Origin of the sequence: Neisseria sp. Ec49-e6-T10, assembly GCF_051132615.1 — a bacterium.
Classification (GTDB): domain Bacteria; phylum Pseudomonadota; class Gammaproteobacteria; order Burkholderiales; family Neisseriaceae.
Genome location: NZ_CP152375.1, coordinates 3,154,255 through 3,171,840, shown reverse-complemented (window position 1 = coordinate 3,171,840; position 17,586 = coordinate 3,154,255). Strand labels below are relative to the sequence as shown.

Here is a 17,586-nt window from a genome sequence, read left to right as displayed (position 1 = left end):
TTTAAATGTTAAAATTCATTTTTTTATTTTGTTGAAAATAGATTTGATTCTTATAAATTTGAATCAATTGGGTTTGATAAAAAGGAATTTTTGTGAGTCAATCAACAGCTTCTCAAGCCAGAACTAATGTGGGCATGCCCATACATATTGAAACGAATGGTTATATTTTGCGTAGTTTGACTGTTCAAGATGTGTCCGATCGTTTTTTAACATGGTTAAATGACCCAAAAATGATGGAAGGGTTAAATTTAGCACACGTTCATTTTTCTTTTGAACAACTACAGGCTTTTGTACAAAGTTTTAATAATTTAAATAATTATCTGATTGGTATTTTTGATCAAACAAACGGTTTGTTGGTAGGGTTTTATACTTTAGATATTGGTTTAGCCCATAAAGTGGGCAATATCACAACAGGGATAGGAGAACCAGAATATCAAGGTAGAGGGGTGCTTTGGGCAACCATTGATGCCTTATTGGATCATTTTTATACCTACCGAGATATCGACAAAATAACAGCAAGGGTCATCGCAAAAAACAGAAAAATGCTGTTTAACTTTATTAATAATACCCGTTTTGTGTTCGAAGCAAGGTTAAGAAAAGAATGTTTGTCTGTTGCAGGGGAACGTATGGATGTCATGGTGTTTGCTTCATTTAAAGAGCCGTTATTTTCCGAAATAATTTCTAAAAATAAAACTTAAATGGTTTTTGAAAATAAGTATGAGTCAATTATTAGCAACTGTGACCCAAAATGAACGATTACCTTTGGTTTTAGGAGATTTTTCATCATTATCTAGGGCTTTAGATTATGCTGCACAAGGCAAAACAGGGGTTAATTTTTACCAATCAACAGGTGTTTTGACGCATACGTTGACTTACCAGCAGTTACGCGAACAAGCTTTGAAAATGGCTCAATTGCTTAAAAATTACGGTTTTAAAGAAGGTAGTAAATTAGGCATCATTGGGCAAACAGGCCCAGAATTTTTAATTATTTTTTTTGCTTGCCAATATATTGGCGCTATTCCCTGTCCATTTCCTTTTACTATTTATTTAGGGGGTAAAGAGGCTTATGAGGAAAAACTAAAAAGCCTCGCTTTAATAGCGATGCCTGAAGCCATTATTAGCCCTATAACAATCAAGGCTTGTATTGAGCAGGCTGTATATGGTACTCAGATTAAAATATTGATATTTGAGGATTTAATCCAACAACTTACTCATGTGGTCGGCGTTAAAAATTATATCGATTACTCAACTGCTTATATTCAGTTTTCTTCTGGTTCAACCGCACAGCCTAAAGGCATTGAGGTTTCTCAACAAGCGCTTATGGCGAATATCCAAGCTATTTTAAAAGAGGGCATGAAGCTACAACCAACTGATAGGGCTTTTTCATGGTTGCCTTTTTATCATGATATGGGCTTGGTTGGGTTTATTTTGGCTTCAGTTGCTGCTCAGCGTAGTGTTGATTATTTAGCACCAACGTCTTTTGCTAGACGGCCAAGCTTATGGTTGGAGTTGATGTCTAAGCAATTGTCCACCATTACATATGCACCAGGGTTTGCTTATGAATTGGTGACAAAACGTTTCAAACAAGATCAAATAGTTGATTTATCTAATCTTCGCATTGCAGGAATTGGTGCTGAGAAAATTAAGCCCAGTATTTTGCGATCATTTGCTCAAAAATTTGAATCCATGGGGTTCAATCAACAAGCATTTTTACCAAGTTATGGTATGGCAGAGGCAGTATTGGCTATTACCATGCGTGATCAAAGTCAGCCATTATTGATCGATAAAATAGATACAGGAGAAGTTGTTTCTTGTGGCCGTGTTTTGCCTGATTATGATTATTTGATCTTGGATGAACAGCAGCAACTCGTTTTAGAAAAGCAGATTGGTTCTATTTGGATAAAGGGGCCTAGCATCATTAATGAATATGTTGATCATAGTTGTGCCGAGGTATTGGATAATGGATTTATGAAAACAGGTGATTTGGGTTATCGTTATCAAAATCAACTTTTTATTACAGGCCGAGAAAAAGATTTAATGATAATTCACGGTCGTAATATTTGGGCTCAGGATATTGAATGGCTATTGAGTCAAAGCATACAAGAGTTGCGGCAACAAGATATCGCGGTTTTCTCTGTAGAACAACCAAATAATGAAGATGATAAAGTGGTTATTCTGGTGCAAAGTAGAACATCAGATCAGACAAAATTAAATCAGTTCAGTGAAGATATCCAAACCATTGTGATGCAAGCTTTTGCTATAAAATCCGTCGTACAATTTATTCCTGCTCATAGCTTACCTTTTACTTCTTCTGGGAAGTTGTCACGAACAGAAGCAAAAAAAAGGTATTTAAGCGATACTTTTAGTAGTACTTTAAATAAAGACATTTAACTTAGGATAACAAATGAATCATTACCTACAACAAGCCAAAGAAATTTTATCTGGATGTTTGTTTATTCCAGTAGAAAAAATTGATGATGATGCAACCATTCATTCTGTCCAAGAGTTGGATAGTTTAACCTTTGAAATGATTGTTATGGAAATTGAAAAAGCCATTGGTAAAGAAGTCGACCCAATGGATTTATTGGAGCTTACCTGTGTAAAAGATTTGGCTCGGATTCTGGAACAAAATCAATGAATCGTTCAACCGAAATTTGTAACCATTTATACCAGATGGCAAAGGAACACAACGGCAAAAATTTCAATTTACAGTTAAATGGTGTTTGTGTTTTGGTCATTCAGCATATGCAGGATGCTGATTGGGTGTTGAGGCGAAATGCAGCAAATTATCATAAAAATATGGCTTGGTTTCGTCAAGCTTTGGGTGCATCACGTTTTTCTGAGGATGGACAAGCTTGGAAAATTCGTCAAGTATTAACCCAGTATTATTTCACTAAGTTTGATCGTGAACGTACCTGTCAATTAGCCTGTGATTATGCTAAGTTGGCTATAGCACAATTAGCCAAGGACAGTGCCAACGGTAAACAAACCATCAGTGATGATGTCTTGCGTGAAATGGCTGTATCCGTATTGATTGAAAATTTTTTTGATGTAAAATTTTCGGATACCCAAATCAATATGAGCCACTTGGCACAATTAATGGAATATGGTTCAGAGTATTCATTTGTGCCACAAGGGCAAACTGGTTCATTGTTCAAAGAAAAATTGACATTGTTACCTGCCTTGCGTCGTCAGGTTTTATCTGATTTTAAACAGTTCAGGTCAGCCGATTTTCCTGCAAATGAAATGGTTAAAGGATTATTGGCTGCAGATAAAGACCCTCAATCAGATATTGTTCTAGAGCATGAGTTATTGACTTTTTTTGCTGCAGGTGCAGAAACGACAGCCGCAACAGTAGGATGGGCATGTTCTTTATTGGCGCAATATCCTGATATTCAAGACCAATTAAGTCAAGAAGCATTGTCTTTTTATCAGCAAGGACAGTTTGATTGGGCTCATTTATCGAAATTTGATTTATTGACAGCCTTTATTTCAGAAGCCTTACGGTTATATCCACCAACGCCCATTATTGCTCGTTTAGCCATAGGTGAGGATAAAATAGGGGATCAGTCAATACTAGCTAATCAAAATGTATTGGTTTCTTTTATTGGTATTCAACATGATCAAAAATTACATTCAGACCCATGGCATTTAAATCTAGCCGAAGCGATGCAGGCACCTCATACCCGAACAGGTTCTGGCATCAGTACTGCTTTTAGTTTTGGCCCAAGAGTGTGTGGTGGTAAGCATTTTGCCTTAGTTGAGTTGACTGGTTTTTTAGCCACTTTTCTTGCCTTAGCACGGTTTGAGGTAAGCTCAAATGAGCCTGCTTCTTTTCATTGGAAATCACAAATGTTAAGAGCTGGTGGTCAACCAGTAAAAGTAATCTTACGTGACAAATACAGTTCTTAGAGGTAAATAATGCATAAAACATGGTTTATTACCGGAGCCAGTAGTGGTTTTGGTTTGATAATGACTGAAAAATTATTGCAACGAGGTGACCAAGTTGCTGTAACGATTAGAAAAACCAGTGATCGAAAAGCAATTGATTTATTAAAAGAAAAACATCAACAGCGATTGCATATTTTTGAGTTAGATTTAACCAGCTCTTTTGATGAGATAGAAAAAGTAGTAAAACAGGTTTTTACGGTTTTGCCACAAATAGATGTTTTGGTCAGTAATGCAGGTTATGTGCTTTTGGGGGCTCTAGAGGAGCTTAATGAAACACAAATTCAACAACAGATTAGCACAAATTTACTTGGGCCTATTTTCTTAATAAAAGCGTTTGTACCCTATTTTAGAGCACAGCGAAAAGGGCATATTGTGCAAGTTTCCAGTGAGGCTGGGCAGATTTCTTATCCCGCGTTAACGGCTTATCATGCCAGTAAATGGGGTGTAGAAGGGTTTTGCGAATCGTTGGCAAGAGAACTGGTTATGTTTAATATTAAAGTGACCATTATAGAACCTGGTCGAACAGCTACTTTATTTGATGATAATGCGGTTTTATCTGAAACCTTACATCCAGAGTATCAAAAGACGACAGTAGGTAATTACCGTCGATTAATTGCGATGGGTAAGTTTCCTAATGTTGGCAATGCTCATAAAGTAGTTGATGCCATGATTTCAGTGACAGAACAAGATCAAGCGCCTATTCGGCTCACTTTAGGCAGTGATGCTTTTAGAAATATTCATAAAGCTTTATCTGGCAGGCTAAAGGCTTTAGAAGACCAAAAAGAGCAGGCTTTTTCAACAGATATTCATAAACATAATGATATTTAATTAAACTAAATCATGGTATTTAGAAAATTTATATGTTACCTCAAAAAACCATTTTAACCATTTTTGATCTATCTCAGATACCTGATGTTTCTGTTGTTACCCATAGGTTAGATCAAACAATAGTAAATACTGCCAATCAGTTTGCTTCGGAAAAAAGACGTTTGCAATTTTTAAGTGGGCGTTGGTTGCTCAGTGAATTGTTGCATCAGTTTGCTCATGTCGAAGTTTTGCCTGAGATCTGTCTTGGTTTAAATGGTAAGCCCAGTTTTGTAGACCCAACTTTACCATCTTTTAATATTAGCCATAGTGGTCATTTAATTATGGTTGCATTGTCTTTTTCTGGGACGATTGGTTTAGATTTAGAAGTTGTTCAAAATCGCCCTAAATTTTTACAATTGGCAAAGCACAGTTTTGGTACGCAAGAGTGTCTTTATTTAGATACACTTACAGCATCAGAGCAACTACCATATTTTTGGCGATTATGGACAATTAGAGAATCTATTCTCAAATTAAAATCGTTAAGTGTTTGGCAAATGAAGGAAATTCAGATTATTCCGGAAACGAATAAAATTAAATTTCAGGAACACACATCAATATATTCAATAAGCCATGTAAACAGCGACTATGCTTGGGCTTTATCTTCTAATCAGCATTTTCCTCAAATAGACGTTGTTTCTTTTAATCTCGTTCAAAAACAATTTATTTTAAATAAATGTAATATTTTATTAGAATATTTTTTAAGTTAAATATTTTTTATGGAAGTAATTTCCATTTCCTTAAGTGATAGTTATTTATATCTTATAAATCAATATTAAGTTATATTCTTATCTACATCTTTTTATTTTTATTTAATCTAAATTAAATAAATTCAGTTTTTATCAGGTGGTTTTATCTGTTGAGTGTTGTTTTTTTATGAAGAAGTAATTATTTTAGTTTTAATAGATAATATTTTTTAAGTTTTTCTAAGAAGACTCAGTAATAGAATATTTGAGCTTTATTATAAAACATCAAGAAAAATGTAAGGGTTTAAATTGTGGTAACGAATAAACAATATGTGAAAAAATTCTCATTAAAGAATAATTTGTCCGCTGTATTAAGTGCTTTAGCGTTCGCGGCAACACCAGTTGCAGCATCAGATAATTTTTGGTTGGGTTCAGAAGACAGTGATGTTTCTAATGACAATAACTGGAGTGAAGGCTTACCTGATTACAACGATGACGTTATTATTAATACAAATAATGCGGCAAATGCACCTGTTGTAGTTTTTGATGAATATACTGGTTTATTCGAGAACAAATCTCTTTCTGTGGGAAAGGGGCAAGATAATACAGGGCACCTTGTTTTTAAGATAGATCCTTCTCTGACCGGTCAGTTAGCTATTAGTTCTGAGAAATTTACAATTGGTGTAGATGGAGGAGCGGGGCAACTTGATATTGACATGCGTAATCCTGCAGGAGGTCGTTTAGATCTTTTTATCCATAATATGTCACCATTTGTTATTGGAGATGGTGCAGGTAGTGTTGGTACGGTAAATATATTAGGTTCTGGTAAGTCAATAGAAAATCAAAATATGCAAAAAGGGTACGTTGTCGCAGACAATGGTGCTGCTATTGGTATTAATGGAGGGGTAGCAACAGTTAATATCGATGGCGGTGGTATTGCTTTTAATGGACAGCGATATGAAGACAATGGCACAGAATCATTACTTGTTGGTTCTGGAGCCAATAGTGTTGGTACAGTTAATGTTTTAGCCGGCGGTAAAATTTCTTCTAGCCTTTATAATTCCTCCGGTGAGATTGGTGCCATAATAGGTGATGCTGGTGGTCAGGGGGTTATTAATATATCTGGGCATTCGGCCCAAGGTGATATTAGTAGAGCAACTTTTAGTGCTGGTATGATTTTGGGTAACAATGGTGGGTCTGGTTATATCAACATCTTAGATGGTGGCATGTTTCAAACATTTGAACACTCATATGGGCTTTCAGATACTGTTTCACGGCTTGGTGTGGATGGAGGTATAGGGAGTATTCTTGTCTCTGGCAATGATTCAAAATGGTGGGTGATGGGTAAAGGTGGTTATGACCAGATGGGGTCTACAGAAGTAGGTAAACTGCACGTTGGTGTATCTGGTGAAGGATATTTAACCATTAATAATGGTGGTTTGGTTGCTATTGGTAAAGGTGAAATAGTAGACCACTATGATCCAGTGAATTCATCAAATTATATGGACTTAACCAATTTTCAAGGTGGTTTAGGCGATTTATACCTTGCTGATGAAGCAGGTTCTAAAGGTATTTTAACCATTGGCGCAGCGGAAGGACAAGCAGCCCAAGCGGTAGGCACTTTAGAGGCTAAGTCTGTTATCTTTGGTGCAGGACAAGGTTCTGTCGTATTCAATCATACCGATCAAACAGGTAACTACAGCTTTGATACAGAGCTGGTGAGCAGCACTGCTGGTCAAGGCACCATTAAAAACATCAACGGGGTCACCCTATTTAATACCGATCAAACAAACTTTTCAGGTAAAACCGATATTGTTGGGGGCACCTTTGTTGCCAACAGCACCTTAGGTGGAACCGTTTCTGTGTCTTCTCAAGGCACTTTAGCAGGTATCGGCTCTGTGGGCAGCACCACATTACACAGTGGAGGCAATATCGCTCCGGGAGAATATGGCTCTTCTGCTCCAGCAACCCTCACCATTGATGGTGACTTGACTACTCAAGCAGGTTCCACTTATACCACCAATATCACAACCGATACTTCATTAGCCTCACCTTATGTAGCCGATGTTATTTTGGTTAATGGTGATGCTTATTTAAATGGTGGCACCATTAAACCCGTTGCCTCAGGTGATTTTACCCTTTATACCGAAGGCAGCCGTTGGAAAATCCTAGAAGCAACAGGCAGTGTTATTGGTCAATTTGATGGGGTACAAAAGCTGGCCTTTGTGAACTTAACCCATGACTATGATCCTCAAAATGTTTACTTAGTCGTCACTCGCAATAGTGTTGGCTTTTGTACTGAGGGCATGACAGATAACCAATGTTCTGTAGGTAAAGATATTGAAGAACAAGGTGATGGCGATATTTATGACCTGATCACCTCACAACAAACCATAGAAGATGCAAAAAATGCCTTTGATCAGTTGTCAGGAGAAATCCATGCTTCAGCTAAAGGAGCATTACTGGAGGACAGTCGTTTCTTAAGAGAAGCCATCAATAAACGCTTACAAAGCAGCAGTAATGGTGTTTGGGTTCACACCTTTGGCTCATGGGGTAAGTTTAAAGGCAATGATAATGCAGCAGATTTAAAACGAGATATAGGTGGTTTCTTCCTAGGAGCAGACAAACAGTTAGGAGAACAATGGCAAGTAGGCTTTATGGGCGGTTACAGTAGAGCGGAGCTTGATGTAGACAACAGACACTCAAATGCAGATAGAGATGACGCCCATATAGGTGTGTACACACAAGGACAATGGGGTAATGCTTCTGTTCGATTGGGTGCAGGTCATAGCTGGCATGACTTCTCCACGACCCGAAACATTGAGTTTCCTGGCTTAAAAGACAGAGTCACCGCCAATTACGATGCACAAACCACACAGGTTTTTGCTGAAGGCAGCTATAAATTCCAAGTAGGCAAAACCACCGAATTAGAACCGTTTGTCAGTGGTGCTTATGTTCACTTAAAAACAGATGGTTTTACTGAAAAAGGTGGCATAGCAAAACTGATGAGTGACTCAGATAAGAGTGATATATTCTTCTCGACTATAGGCACAAAAGCGACGCATCAATTTGAGCTAGGCAAAGGTCAGCCAGCCAAAGTATGGGCGAAGGCAGGTTGGCGCCACGCATTTAATCAAAAGGATACGATTGCGAATTTAAGTTTCCAAAGTGGCGGTAAAGGATTTGAGGTTAAAGGAACCCCCATTGAAAAGAACACGGCCGCCCTTGAGTTTGGTATGGAGGCAAGTTTAAGCAAGAACACGAATATAGGATTAATGTATAATGGTCAAATTGGTGCTGACACTCAGGATCATGGTGCTAAAGTTTATTTTAATTGGGTCTTTTAATCATTCAATAAAATAAAGATAAGTCCGTTTAATTATAAAGCCAAGATAATTTTTGTCTTGGCTTTATGATTTATTTTAATGCATCTGACACAGATTGTGCTGCTTGCTGAACCAGTTGGGCAAGCCAAGAGTGTTTTTCTTCGGGTACTTGAAATGTGACACCAGACACACTGATGGCAGCAATGGCTTTTTGTTGTTTATTAAAAATAGGTGCGGCAATACATCTTACCCCAATGCTGTCTTCTTCATTATCATATGACCAGCCTCGATCATGAATTTGCCTGAGTTCCTTTTTAAGGTCTTCTTTATTGCTAATTGTTGTAGAAGTATGAGTAATAAATTTTTCACCTTCTAATAATAGGTCAATTTCAGTTTCTGGTAACCATGCCATCAATGCTTTACCCAAACCTGAACTGTATAAAGATAATTTTTTACCAATCCAACTTCTGACAACAATAGCTTCAGGGCTTTCTAATTTTGCCAGATAAATAGCAGCTGTACCCTCTAATACACCAAGGTGGCAGGTTAAGTGGGTTTCATCACGAAGTCTGGTTAAAGCGGGAATGGCCAATGTTTTGATGTCAAATTTTTCAAGTGCATGATTACCCAGTTCATATAATTTTAAACCTAGGTAAAATTTATCGTTTTCTTGACGTAATAAACCATGTTTGACCATACTTGATAACAAAGAGGATGTGCTGCTTTTGGGTAAAGAGGTTCCTTGATAAATATGGCTAAATGTTGATCCTGGTTGTAACGTAAGAAAGTCAAGTATTTTTATAACCTTGTCTAATGCAGGCACAGAGGTTGATATTGGCATCATAATAATTGTAACACTCTTTAAATATGTGATTGTATGTGTTTTGTCTGCGACATATTTCTTTTTTATGACATTAAAGACACATATTCTCTAAATTTTAATAAAAAACGCTTCATTGTTCGTAGAAATACTAGCACTGCATTTTTATTTTTTCAAGGTAACGTTTCTTGAAGTTGGTTTTGTCATTTTTATTTTGGAGAAAAATTGATCAAAATCATGTTTTATTAATTTTTATTTAAATTTTCATTAGGAGTAAAAGTTTATTATGGAATATTTTTATATTAAGAACATATTAATATAATATACAAATATTCTCACCTCAAATTTTCTGGTAAATAGATGGTTATAAGAAAAGGCAATCAAATTATTTGATTGCCTTTATCTTTTATCTTTGCTGATTAAATTATAAACATAGTTATTTGTATATATGGATAATATTTATTGTTCTTTTCTTCATAACTTGACCTAGTACAAATAAATGACTGAAGAATACCTTATAATTTGTTTGATTGTTTTAGAACATATGTTCTTTATGTGGAACTTTTGGTTGTTTATTTGGATTTTGCTTTGTATTTAAGTCAATAACGAATTTGAATTTAAGGAGCGCTGGATATGATGAATAATGCAGAAATAAAAGTAAGTAGTAGGATTCAGGGGCTTATTGATGAATTATACAAAGATCACCCCCAAATAGAATCAGAACGTGCGTGCTTAATCACGGCTTCTTACAAGCAAACTGAAAACCAACCTATGGTTATTCGACGTGCACGTGCCTTTGAAAAAATCATGAATGAAATGAATATAGTGATTCGACCAAATGAATTGATTGTTGGGAATCTAACAACAACACCTCGTGGCGCACAGATTTTCCCAGAGTTTTCAAATAAGTGGTTAGAAGATGAGTTTGATAAACTGGAAAAACGCTCTGGAGATATATTCAAAATTTCATCTGACACGAAACAAAAATTAAGTGAAGCTTTTAGATATTGGGATGGCAAAACCACACAAGAACTTGCGACTGAATATATGTATCCAGAAACCATTACGGCAATGGATGCTGGCGTATTTACTGTAGGAAACTATTATTTTAATGGTGTAGGGCATATCAGTGTAGATTACCGTAAAGTGCTACAAAAAGGTTTTAAAGGCATTATTGAAGAAGCTGCACAACAATTAATCGCTTTAGATAAAGGCGACCCTCAAGCAGTTAAGAAATCGCACTTTTATGAGGCTGTGATTATATCTGCGAATGCCGTTATTACTTATGCAAAACGTTTTGCAGCTTTAGCGCGTAGCCAAGCACAAATAGCAACCAGTACAAAACGAAAAGAAGAATTATTACAAATTGCCAAGCATTGTGAACATGTGCCAGAACAACCTGCCAGAACATTTCATGAAGCATTGCAATCATTTTGGTTTGTGCAAGCTGCGATTCAAATTGAGTCTAATGGTCATTCGGTCTCTCCTGGGCGTTTTGACCAATATATGTATCCATATTACGAAAAATGTGTCATCAATGGTTCTTTAACCGAAGAAGATGCACAAGAGTTGCTTGATTGTTTGTGGGTAAAACTAAATGATGTCAATAAAGTTAGAGATGAAGCCTCGACCAAAGGTTTTGGTGGCTATCCGATGTTTCAGAACCTTATTGTTGGTGGGCAATGTAAAGATGGCCGTGATGCGACCAATCCCTTATCTTATGCTTGTTTAACGGCATCAGAACATACCAAGTTACCACAGCCTTCAATTTCAATTCGTGTCTGGAATAAAACACCTGAGTCGCTATTAGAAAAAGCAGCAATGGTTTCCCGTGTTGGTTTAGGGATGCCAGCTTACTATAGTGATGAGGTTATTGTCCCTGCTTTGGAAAACAGAGGAGTGTCCATGGCTGATGCACGTGACTATTGTATTATTGGTTGTGTGGAGCCACAAGTTGGCGGCAAAACTGAAGGCTGGCACGATGCCGCGTTCTTTAATATGGTTAAAGTGTTGGAATTAACCATGAATAATGGCTTCAATAATGGCATTAAAGTGGGCTTACAAACAGGTGAATTAACTTCATTTGAAAATTATCAATCACTTGAAGATGCCTATCGAATACAAATGGAATACTTTGTTAAATTATTGGTGAATGCCGATAATTCTGTTGATGTAGCCCATAGTGAGCGCGCGCCGTTACCATTTTTATCTTGTATGGTTGATGATTGTATTGCTCAGGGTAAAACCGTACAAGAAGGTGGCGCACACTATAATTTTACTGGGCCTCAAGGAGTGGGTGTTGCAAATGTGGGGGATGCGCTGATGGCGATTCGCACCTTAGTGTTTGAACAGAAAAAACTTACTTTAGCTCAATTAAAAACAGCTTTAGACAGTAATTTTGGTACAAGCATGACAACTTCTCAAAGCATTCCTGCATTTAACAATACCAATATAGGTATGAGTGACCCAGCCGTAGCACAATTGGTTGAAGCGGTCATCAAAGAAGTTTTGTCTCGAACCGATCAAAAAGGCAGTGCCCCTACACAGGTGCAAACCTCAGCAAATGAAGGTGAATATATTCGTCAAATGCTCATTAATGGCGCACCAAAATTTGGTAATGATTTGGATGAGGTAGATGATGTTGCCCGAGAAGCCGCACTGATTTATTGTAAAGAGGTACAACGCTACGCAAACCCTCGTGGTGGTCGTTTTCAGCCAGGTTTATACCCAGTTTCTGCCAATGTGCCTATGGGGCAGGTGTGTGGTGCAACAGCCGATGGACGCAGAGCTGGGGAGCCATTAGCTGAAGGGGTCTCTCCTGTTTCTGGGCGTGATCAGCATGGACCAACCGCAGCAATGAATTCTGTTGCCAAGTTAGATCATCATATTGCTTCAAATGGCACTTTATTAAATCAAAAATTTCATCCTTCAGCTTTGGCTGGACAAGAAGGTTTAAGTAATCTGAGTGCATTGGTGAGAAGCTTTTTTGATCAAAAAGGGATGCATGTCCAGTTTAATGTCGTCAGTCGTGATATGTTGGTTGATGCACAACGTAACCCTGAAAAATACAAAAATTTGGTGGTACGTGTAGCAGGTTATAGCGCCCATTTTGTTTCTTTAGATAAAGCCATTCAGGAAGATATTATCTCTAGAACAGAACAACATTTTTAATCAAAAGCCAGATCAAAGCAGCGGTTGTCTGCTTTGATCTGATATAAAAATACGGTAAAAAGAGAGTGTTTATGACTGAACAAATGACAGGGACAGTATTTAACATTCAGCGCTTTTCTGTTCATGATGGCCCAGGTATCAGAAGCATTGTGTTTTTTAAAGGATGTCATTTACGTTGTGAGTGGTGCAGTAACCCAGAAAGTCAGGATTGGCGAGCGCAGTTGATGTTTGTACAGTCAGATTGTATGCAATGTGGCCAATGTGTCAAAGCATGTCCTCATCAGGCCATTGCATTTAATCCAAGTTTTTCATTAAATAAAGAGCAATGTACCTTATGTGGTCAATGTGTTGAGGTTTGTTATAGTGGTGCTTTAATTCTTGAAGGGTATCAGGCAACTGTTCCTGAATTGATTAAAGAATTAAGAAAAGATGCCATCCAATATCGCCGCTCTGGCGGCGGAATTACTTTATCAGGTGGTGAAGCGTTGGCTCAACCAGATTTTTGTGCACAGTTATTAAAAGCATGTAAAGAAGAAGGCTGGCACACAGCCATAGAAACAGCAGCTTTTGTGCCTCGGGAAAACATTGAAAAAGTATTGCCATATCTGGATTTGGTGCTGATGGATATCAAACACGCCAATAGCACCAAGCATACTTGTTATACAGGCAAACCAAATGAGCCTATTTTAGAAAATGCTAAACTTTTTGATCAAGCAGATGTCGAATTGATTATTCGGGTACCAGTCATTCCAGGATTTAATGATAAGGTCGAAGAAATTATAGATATTGCAAAAATTGCAGCAAGTTTGTCTTCGGTCAAGGAATTGCACTTGCTTCCATTCCATAGAATGGGGGAAAATAAGTACCAGCATTTACAGTACGAATACAAAATGAAGGGCGTAGTGCCCATCGTTTCGGAAAAAATCATACAGTTAAAAGAAACTGTTGAGCAGGCGACACAATTACATTGCCAAATAGGTGGATAATTGGAATAATGGTTGTATCTTAAAGTAGTAATAATTTTACATGTAGGAGTGAATATGGAAGCATTAGGAATGATCGAAACCAAAGGTTTGGTTGCTCTAATTGAAGCATCTGATGCCATGGTAAAATCAGCACAGGTAAAACTGGTTGGTTATGAGCAAGTGGGCAGTGGTTTGGTGACTGCGCTAATCCGTGGTGATGTTGCAGCATGTAAAGCTGCAGTGGATGCAGGGGTTGCTGCGGCTAAACGTGTTGGCGGTGAAGTGATTTCTGTTCAAGTTATTCCTCGCCCACATGCAGATTTAGCAGCGGTTTACCCTTTAGGTGAAAAACCAGCCGCCGCCGCTACAGCTAAAAAACCAGCCGCTAAATAAATTTTTAGTCAGTAAAAAATCGACCTAATCATTTGTTGGATGTATATTTATTATATATCTGCAAAGTGGGTCGGTTTTTTTATGGGTATATATTATATGAATTTATATTAAAAAGGTTTTTGTGTTGGTTTTATCGGTAGATTTTATTGCTTGTAGGTTGTGATCGTGAGCAAAATAATGCTCAAAGGCTTGAACATAAAAAATATAAACTCAAGAAAAAATGAAAAAAATAAAGCAGTAAATTCAATAGGCTGATTTTATAATATATTTTATATATTAAAAAGTAATAAGGAATTAGATTTAAATTTCTTTACTTAATAGAGAAAAATTTTAATAATATCAATGAAAGGTCTTACATTTATAAAATATAGCTATATTTGAATCGGTTTGACTTTAAATTGACAATAAATTTTTATGCAGATAATTGGGAAAAGAATAATGAGCAATTTGGTAAAGTTTTTTTATATTGGGCTATTAGGCATAGTGATGAGCGCCTGTTCACCACAAAAGCAGGATAATAACAGTGTTAGTAACGCTGATGGCAGTACGGTTATTAAAGTAGGTACAGAAGGCACATATGATCCTTTTTCGTATAAAAATGAAAAAGGAGAGTTAACAGGGTTCGATATTGAAGTGCTTAAAGAAGTGGCTAAAAGAGAGCCAAGCATCAAATTTGAGTTTATTGCCTCGCCTTGGGATACCCTGTTTCCTGGATTAGATGCTGATAAGTTTCAAATGTTAGCCAATCAGATTACGGCGACACCAGAGCGTCAGCAACGATATCATTTGACAGAACAAAGCTATTTTAATGCTGTTTCTCAAATAGCTGTGAAAGAAGGGAATCCTGAAAACATTAAAACTTTGGAAGACCTAAAAGGGAAAAAAGTTGGCATGGGTGCTGGCAGTAACCATACACGTTTTGTTGAAGACTGGAACAATGCACATGGTAAAATTTTAAATATTGTGTATTACGATGGTAATTTAGATGTAATGTTACAAGACATTGCCAATGGACGTATTGTTGCGACAATCAATGATCCAATTGCTATTAAGGGTAAAGCCAAAGCACAAAACCTCAAAATTGATATCGTGGGCGATTTTTTAACGAAAGAGCCTGCAAAATTTATTTTCAAAAAAGATGAAAAAGGTTTAGCATTACAACAAAAAATTGATGCAGTGCTTAACAAAATGAAAGAAGATGGTACACTAACAAAAATGTCTGTAGAACAGTTTGGACAAGATTACACCAAGTAATCACTATCTTTTAGGGAAAAACATAAATGGGCATATTAATATGCCCGTTTTTTTTAGAAAAAAAATAGAATGAATAATATTTTTGATGTTCACTATATGATTAGTGCCATTCCTGCTATTGCTAAAGGTATCCCAATTTCTTTAGCTATTGCGCTTATCGCATTTATTTTTGGTTCCATAATTGGCTTAGGGGTTGCTTTACTCAGAGTTTATAAAGTGCCTGTTGCCAGTAAATTGGCTATTGTTTATGTTTCTTTTATGCGTGGTACCCCTTTATTGGTACAGATCTTTTTAGCTTATTATGGTGTGCCTTTGGTATTTAGAATTTTTGATGCAACTGAGTACATCAGCGATATTCCTGCCATCTATTTTATTTATGTTTCTTTTTCCTTAAATGTTGGTGCTTATTTATCAGAAACCATTCGTTCTGCTATTCAGTCTGTACCCAAAGGACAAATGGAAGCTGCTTACTCTATTGGGATGACAACACCTCAAGCTTTACGAAAAATCATTTTTCCACAAGCTTTAGTTAATGCTTTGCCAAATATTGGTAATCAGTTCATCATGTTACTAAAAGATACATCATTAGCCTTTGTGGCTTCTGTGCCAGAAATTATTGGGCAAGCTAAGATAGTCGCGGCAAGAACCTCTCAGTTTTTTGAAGTTTATATAGTGGCTGCTTTAATGTATTGGGCTATTTGTTTGGTTGTCGAGCGTGTTGTGATTTTGCTTGAACGCCGATTAACAAAACATCAGCAGGAGCATTCATCATGATTGAAGTGAATCATTTACATAAATATTTTGGTGATCAGCACATACTAAAAGACATCAGTTTTGATGTAAAAGCAGGTGAAACGATTGCTGTTATTGGTCCTTCTGGTTCAGGAAAATCCACACTGATTCGTTGTTTAAATTTATTGGAAAAGCCAACGCAAGGAACCATTAAAATTGGGGATATGTTCATAGAGGCACCTCATTTTCCAAAAAAAACGGTGTATGAGTTGCGTAAACATGTTGGTATGGTCTTCCAATCATTTAATTTGTTTCCACATTTAACTGCTTTAAAAAATGTGGCACAAGGTTTAATGACGGTTCAGAAAAAAGATAAAGCAACCGCTTTTGAAGAAAGCATGCATTATTTAAGTAAGGTTGGATTAGCTGAAAAAGCAGATCATTATCCTAGCCAATTGTCTGGTGGGCAACAGCAACGGGTGGCAATTGCTCGTTCACTGGCTATGCAACCACAGGTTATTTTAATGGATGAGCCAACCTCGGCTCTTGATCCTGAGTTGGTACAAGAAGTGTTGGCTGTGATTAAGGAGGTAACAAAGGAACAAGTTACTTCAATGATTGTTACCCATGAATTAAATTTTGCTAAAGATGTTTCTAGTCGTGTTATGTTCATGGATCAAGGCCGTATTATTGAATGTGCGACACCAAATGAATTGTTTTTTAGCCCAAAACAGGAAAGAACCATGATGTTTTTAGAAAAATTTGCGGCAATGAGTGTGCATGATTTTTCTATATAATAGTAAATAAAAACGAGACAGATCTTGTCTCGTTTTTTATGAAAATGATTGGTTAGTGTTGTGAAATAGGTGTATTTTTCCGCACCCATAGATGTTTACGCGTTGAGTCATATATCCAGTTATAGATAACAGTATAGGGCAAAAAGAATAAAATCATGCCTATTTCCATAAAAAATGCCACAATGAGGCTAACTGATAGCCACCATGCTGCTAAAGGCACCAGAATAAAAATCAAACCAACTTCAAAACAAACAGCATGAATTAAACGGGTACGAACAGTTCTGGGAAGCTGATATTTTCTATATATTTGGTCAAATAAAAAAGTGTAGATGATATTCCATATCATGGCGATGGAGGCAAACATGATGGTCAGTATGCCCATGCTAAGAATAGACTTATTCATAATAAATGCAAATAATGGCGCACAGATTAATGTGGCAATGCATTCAAAACAAAGCGCATGAAATACACGTTCTAAAAATGTTTTTTGAGTGGGGTCATAGGTTTTTTGAGTCATGGCTTAAAATATTAATTTTCTGTATAAATGGTATTGTGTATGAGGATTTTACCTAAAAGATGGAAAATAACAAATGAATTGATGTTGTGAAAACTGAAGGATTATTTTCA

15 protein-coding genes are annotated in these 17,586 nt (G+C 36.8%); 13 read left to right on the top strand and 2 right to left on the bottom strand.

All coding sequences use genetic code 11. The features are described from left to right. Positions 1–92: 92 nt before the first annotated feature. The 7 genes from AADH04_RS15470 (at position 93) to AADH04_RS15440 (ending at position 8,848) form a co-directional block, all read left to right on the top strand. Positions 93–698, top strand: a complete 606-nt coding sequence (locus tag AADH04_RS15470) for a GNAT family N-acetyltransferase (protein WP_434778177.1) — start codon at positions 93–95, stop codon at positions 696–698. Between the two features lie 19 nt (positions 699–717). Continuing rightward, positions 718–2,391: an AMP-binding protein gene (locus AADH04_RS15465; RefSeq protein WP_434778176.1), complete on the top strand. Its 1,674-nt coding sequence runs from the start codon at positions 718–720 to the stop codon at positions 2,389–2,391. A gap of 13 nt (positions 2,392–2,404) precedes the next feature. Continuing rightward, positions 2,405–2,638 carry an acyl carrier protein gene (locus AADH04_RS15460; protein ID WP_434778175.1) on the top strand — a complete coding sequence of 78 codons (234 nt, stop codon included), beginning with the start codon at positions 2,405–2,407 and terminating at the stop codon, positions 2,636–2,638. Further along, the gene (locus AADH04_RS15455) at positions 2,635–3,912 is read left to right on the top strand and encodes a cytochrome P450 (protein WP_434778174.1); all 1,278 of its coding nucleotides are present in this window, start codon (positions 2,635–2,637) and stop codon (positions 3,910–3,912) included. Before AADH04_RS15460 ends, AADH04_RS15455 begins: the two co-directional genes overlap by 4 nt. 9 nt (positions 3,913–3,921) lie before the next feature. Continuing rightward, the gene (locus AADH04_RS15450; RefSeq protein ID WP_434778173.1) at positions 3,922–4,779 is read left to right on the top strand and encodes an SDR family oxidoreductase; all 858 of its coding nucleotides are present in this window, start codon (positions 3,922–3,924) and stop codon (positions 4,777–4,779) included. A gap of 32 nt (positions 4,780–4,811) precedes the next feature. Next, a complete protein-coding gene (locus AADH04_RS15445; protein WP_434778172.1) occupies positions 4,812–5,525 on the top strand; it encodes a 4'-phosphopantetheinyl transferase family protein in 714 nt (237 codons plus the stop codon). A 287-nt stretch (positions 5,526–5,812) separates the two neighbouring features. Next, positions 5,813–8,848: an autotransporter outer membrane beta-barrel domain-containing protein gene (locus AADH04_RS15440; protein ID WP_434778171.1), complete on the top strand. Its 3,036-nt coding sequence runs from the start codon at positions 5,813–5,815 to the stop codon at positions 8,846–8,848. A gap of 70 nt (positions 8,849–8,918) precedes the next feature. On the opposite strand, the gene AADH04_RS15435 is transcribed toward AADH04_RS15440, so the two are convergent. Next, positions 8,919–9,671, bottom strand: coding sequence for an IclR family transcriptional regulator (locus AADH04_RS15435; RefSeq protein WP_434778170.1), 753 nt, complete (start codon positions 9,669–9,671; stop codon positions 8,919–8,921). Between the two features lie 609 nt (positions 9,672–10,280). Between AADH04_RS15435 and AADH04_RS15430 the strand changes: the two genes are divergently transcribed. From AADH04_RS15430 to AADH04_RS15405, 6 genes are all read left to right on the top strand, one after another. Continuing rightward, positions 10,281–12,818, top strand: a complete 2,538-nt coding sequence (locus AADH04_RS15430; protein ID WP_434778169.1) for a glycyl radical protein — start codon at positions 10,281–10,283, stop codon at positions 12,816–12,818. Positions 12,819–12,889: 71 nt separating this feature from the next. Continuing rightward, positions 12,890–13,804, top strand: coding sequence for a glycyl-radical enzyme activating protein (locus AADH04_RS15425; protein ID WP_434778168.1), 915 nt, complete (start codon positions 12,890–12,892; stop codon positions 13,802–13,804). Between the two features lie 54 nt (positions 13,805–13,858). Further along, positions 13,859–14,176 carry an ethanolamine utilization microcompartment protein EutM gene (gene eutM / locus AADH04_RS15420; RefSeq protein WP_434778167.1) on the top strand — a complete coding sequence of 106 codons (318 nt, stop codon included), beginning with the start codon at positions 13,859–13,861 and terminating at the stop codon, positions 14,174–14,176. 438 nt (positions 14,177–14,614) lie between these two features. After that, entirely contained in the window at positions 14,615–15,430 is an 816-nt protein-coding gene (locus tag AADH04_RS15415) for a transporter substrate-binding domain-containing protein (protein ID WP_434778166.1), read from the top strand. A gap of 69 nt (positions 15,431–15,499) precedes the next feature. Then, positions 15,500–16,204, top strand: a complete 705-nt coding sequence (locus tag AADH04_RS15410; RefSeq protein WP_434778165.1) for an amino acid ABC transporter permease — start codon at positions 15,500–15,502, stop codon at positions 16,202–16,204. After that, positions 16,201–16,959 (top strand): amino acid ABC transporter ATP-binding protein, encoded by a 759-nt coding sequence (locus AADH04_RS15405; protein ID WP_434778164.1) that lies wholly within the window; start codon positions 16,201–16,203, stop codon positions 16,957–16,959. Before AADH04_RS15410 ends, AADH04_RS15405 begins: the two co-directional genes overlap by 4 nt. Positions 16,960–17,011: 52 nt before the next feature. Here AADH04_RS15405 and AADH04_RS15400 read toward each other — a convergent pair whose 3' ends face one another. Then, entirely contained in the window at positions 17,012–17,476 is a 465-nt protein-coding gene (locus AADH04_RS15400) for a multidrug/biocide efflux PACE transporter (protein ID WP_434778163.1), read from the bottom strand. Positions 17,477–17,586 lie beyond the last annotated feature (110 nt).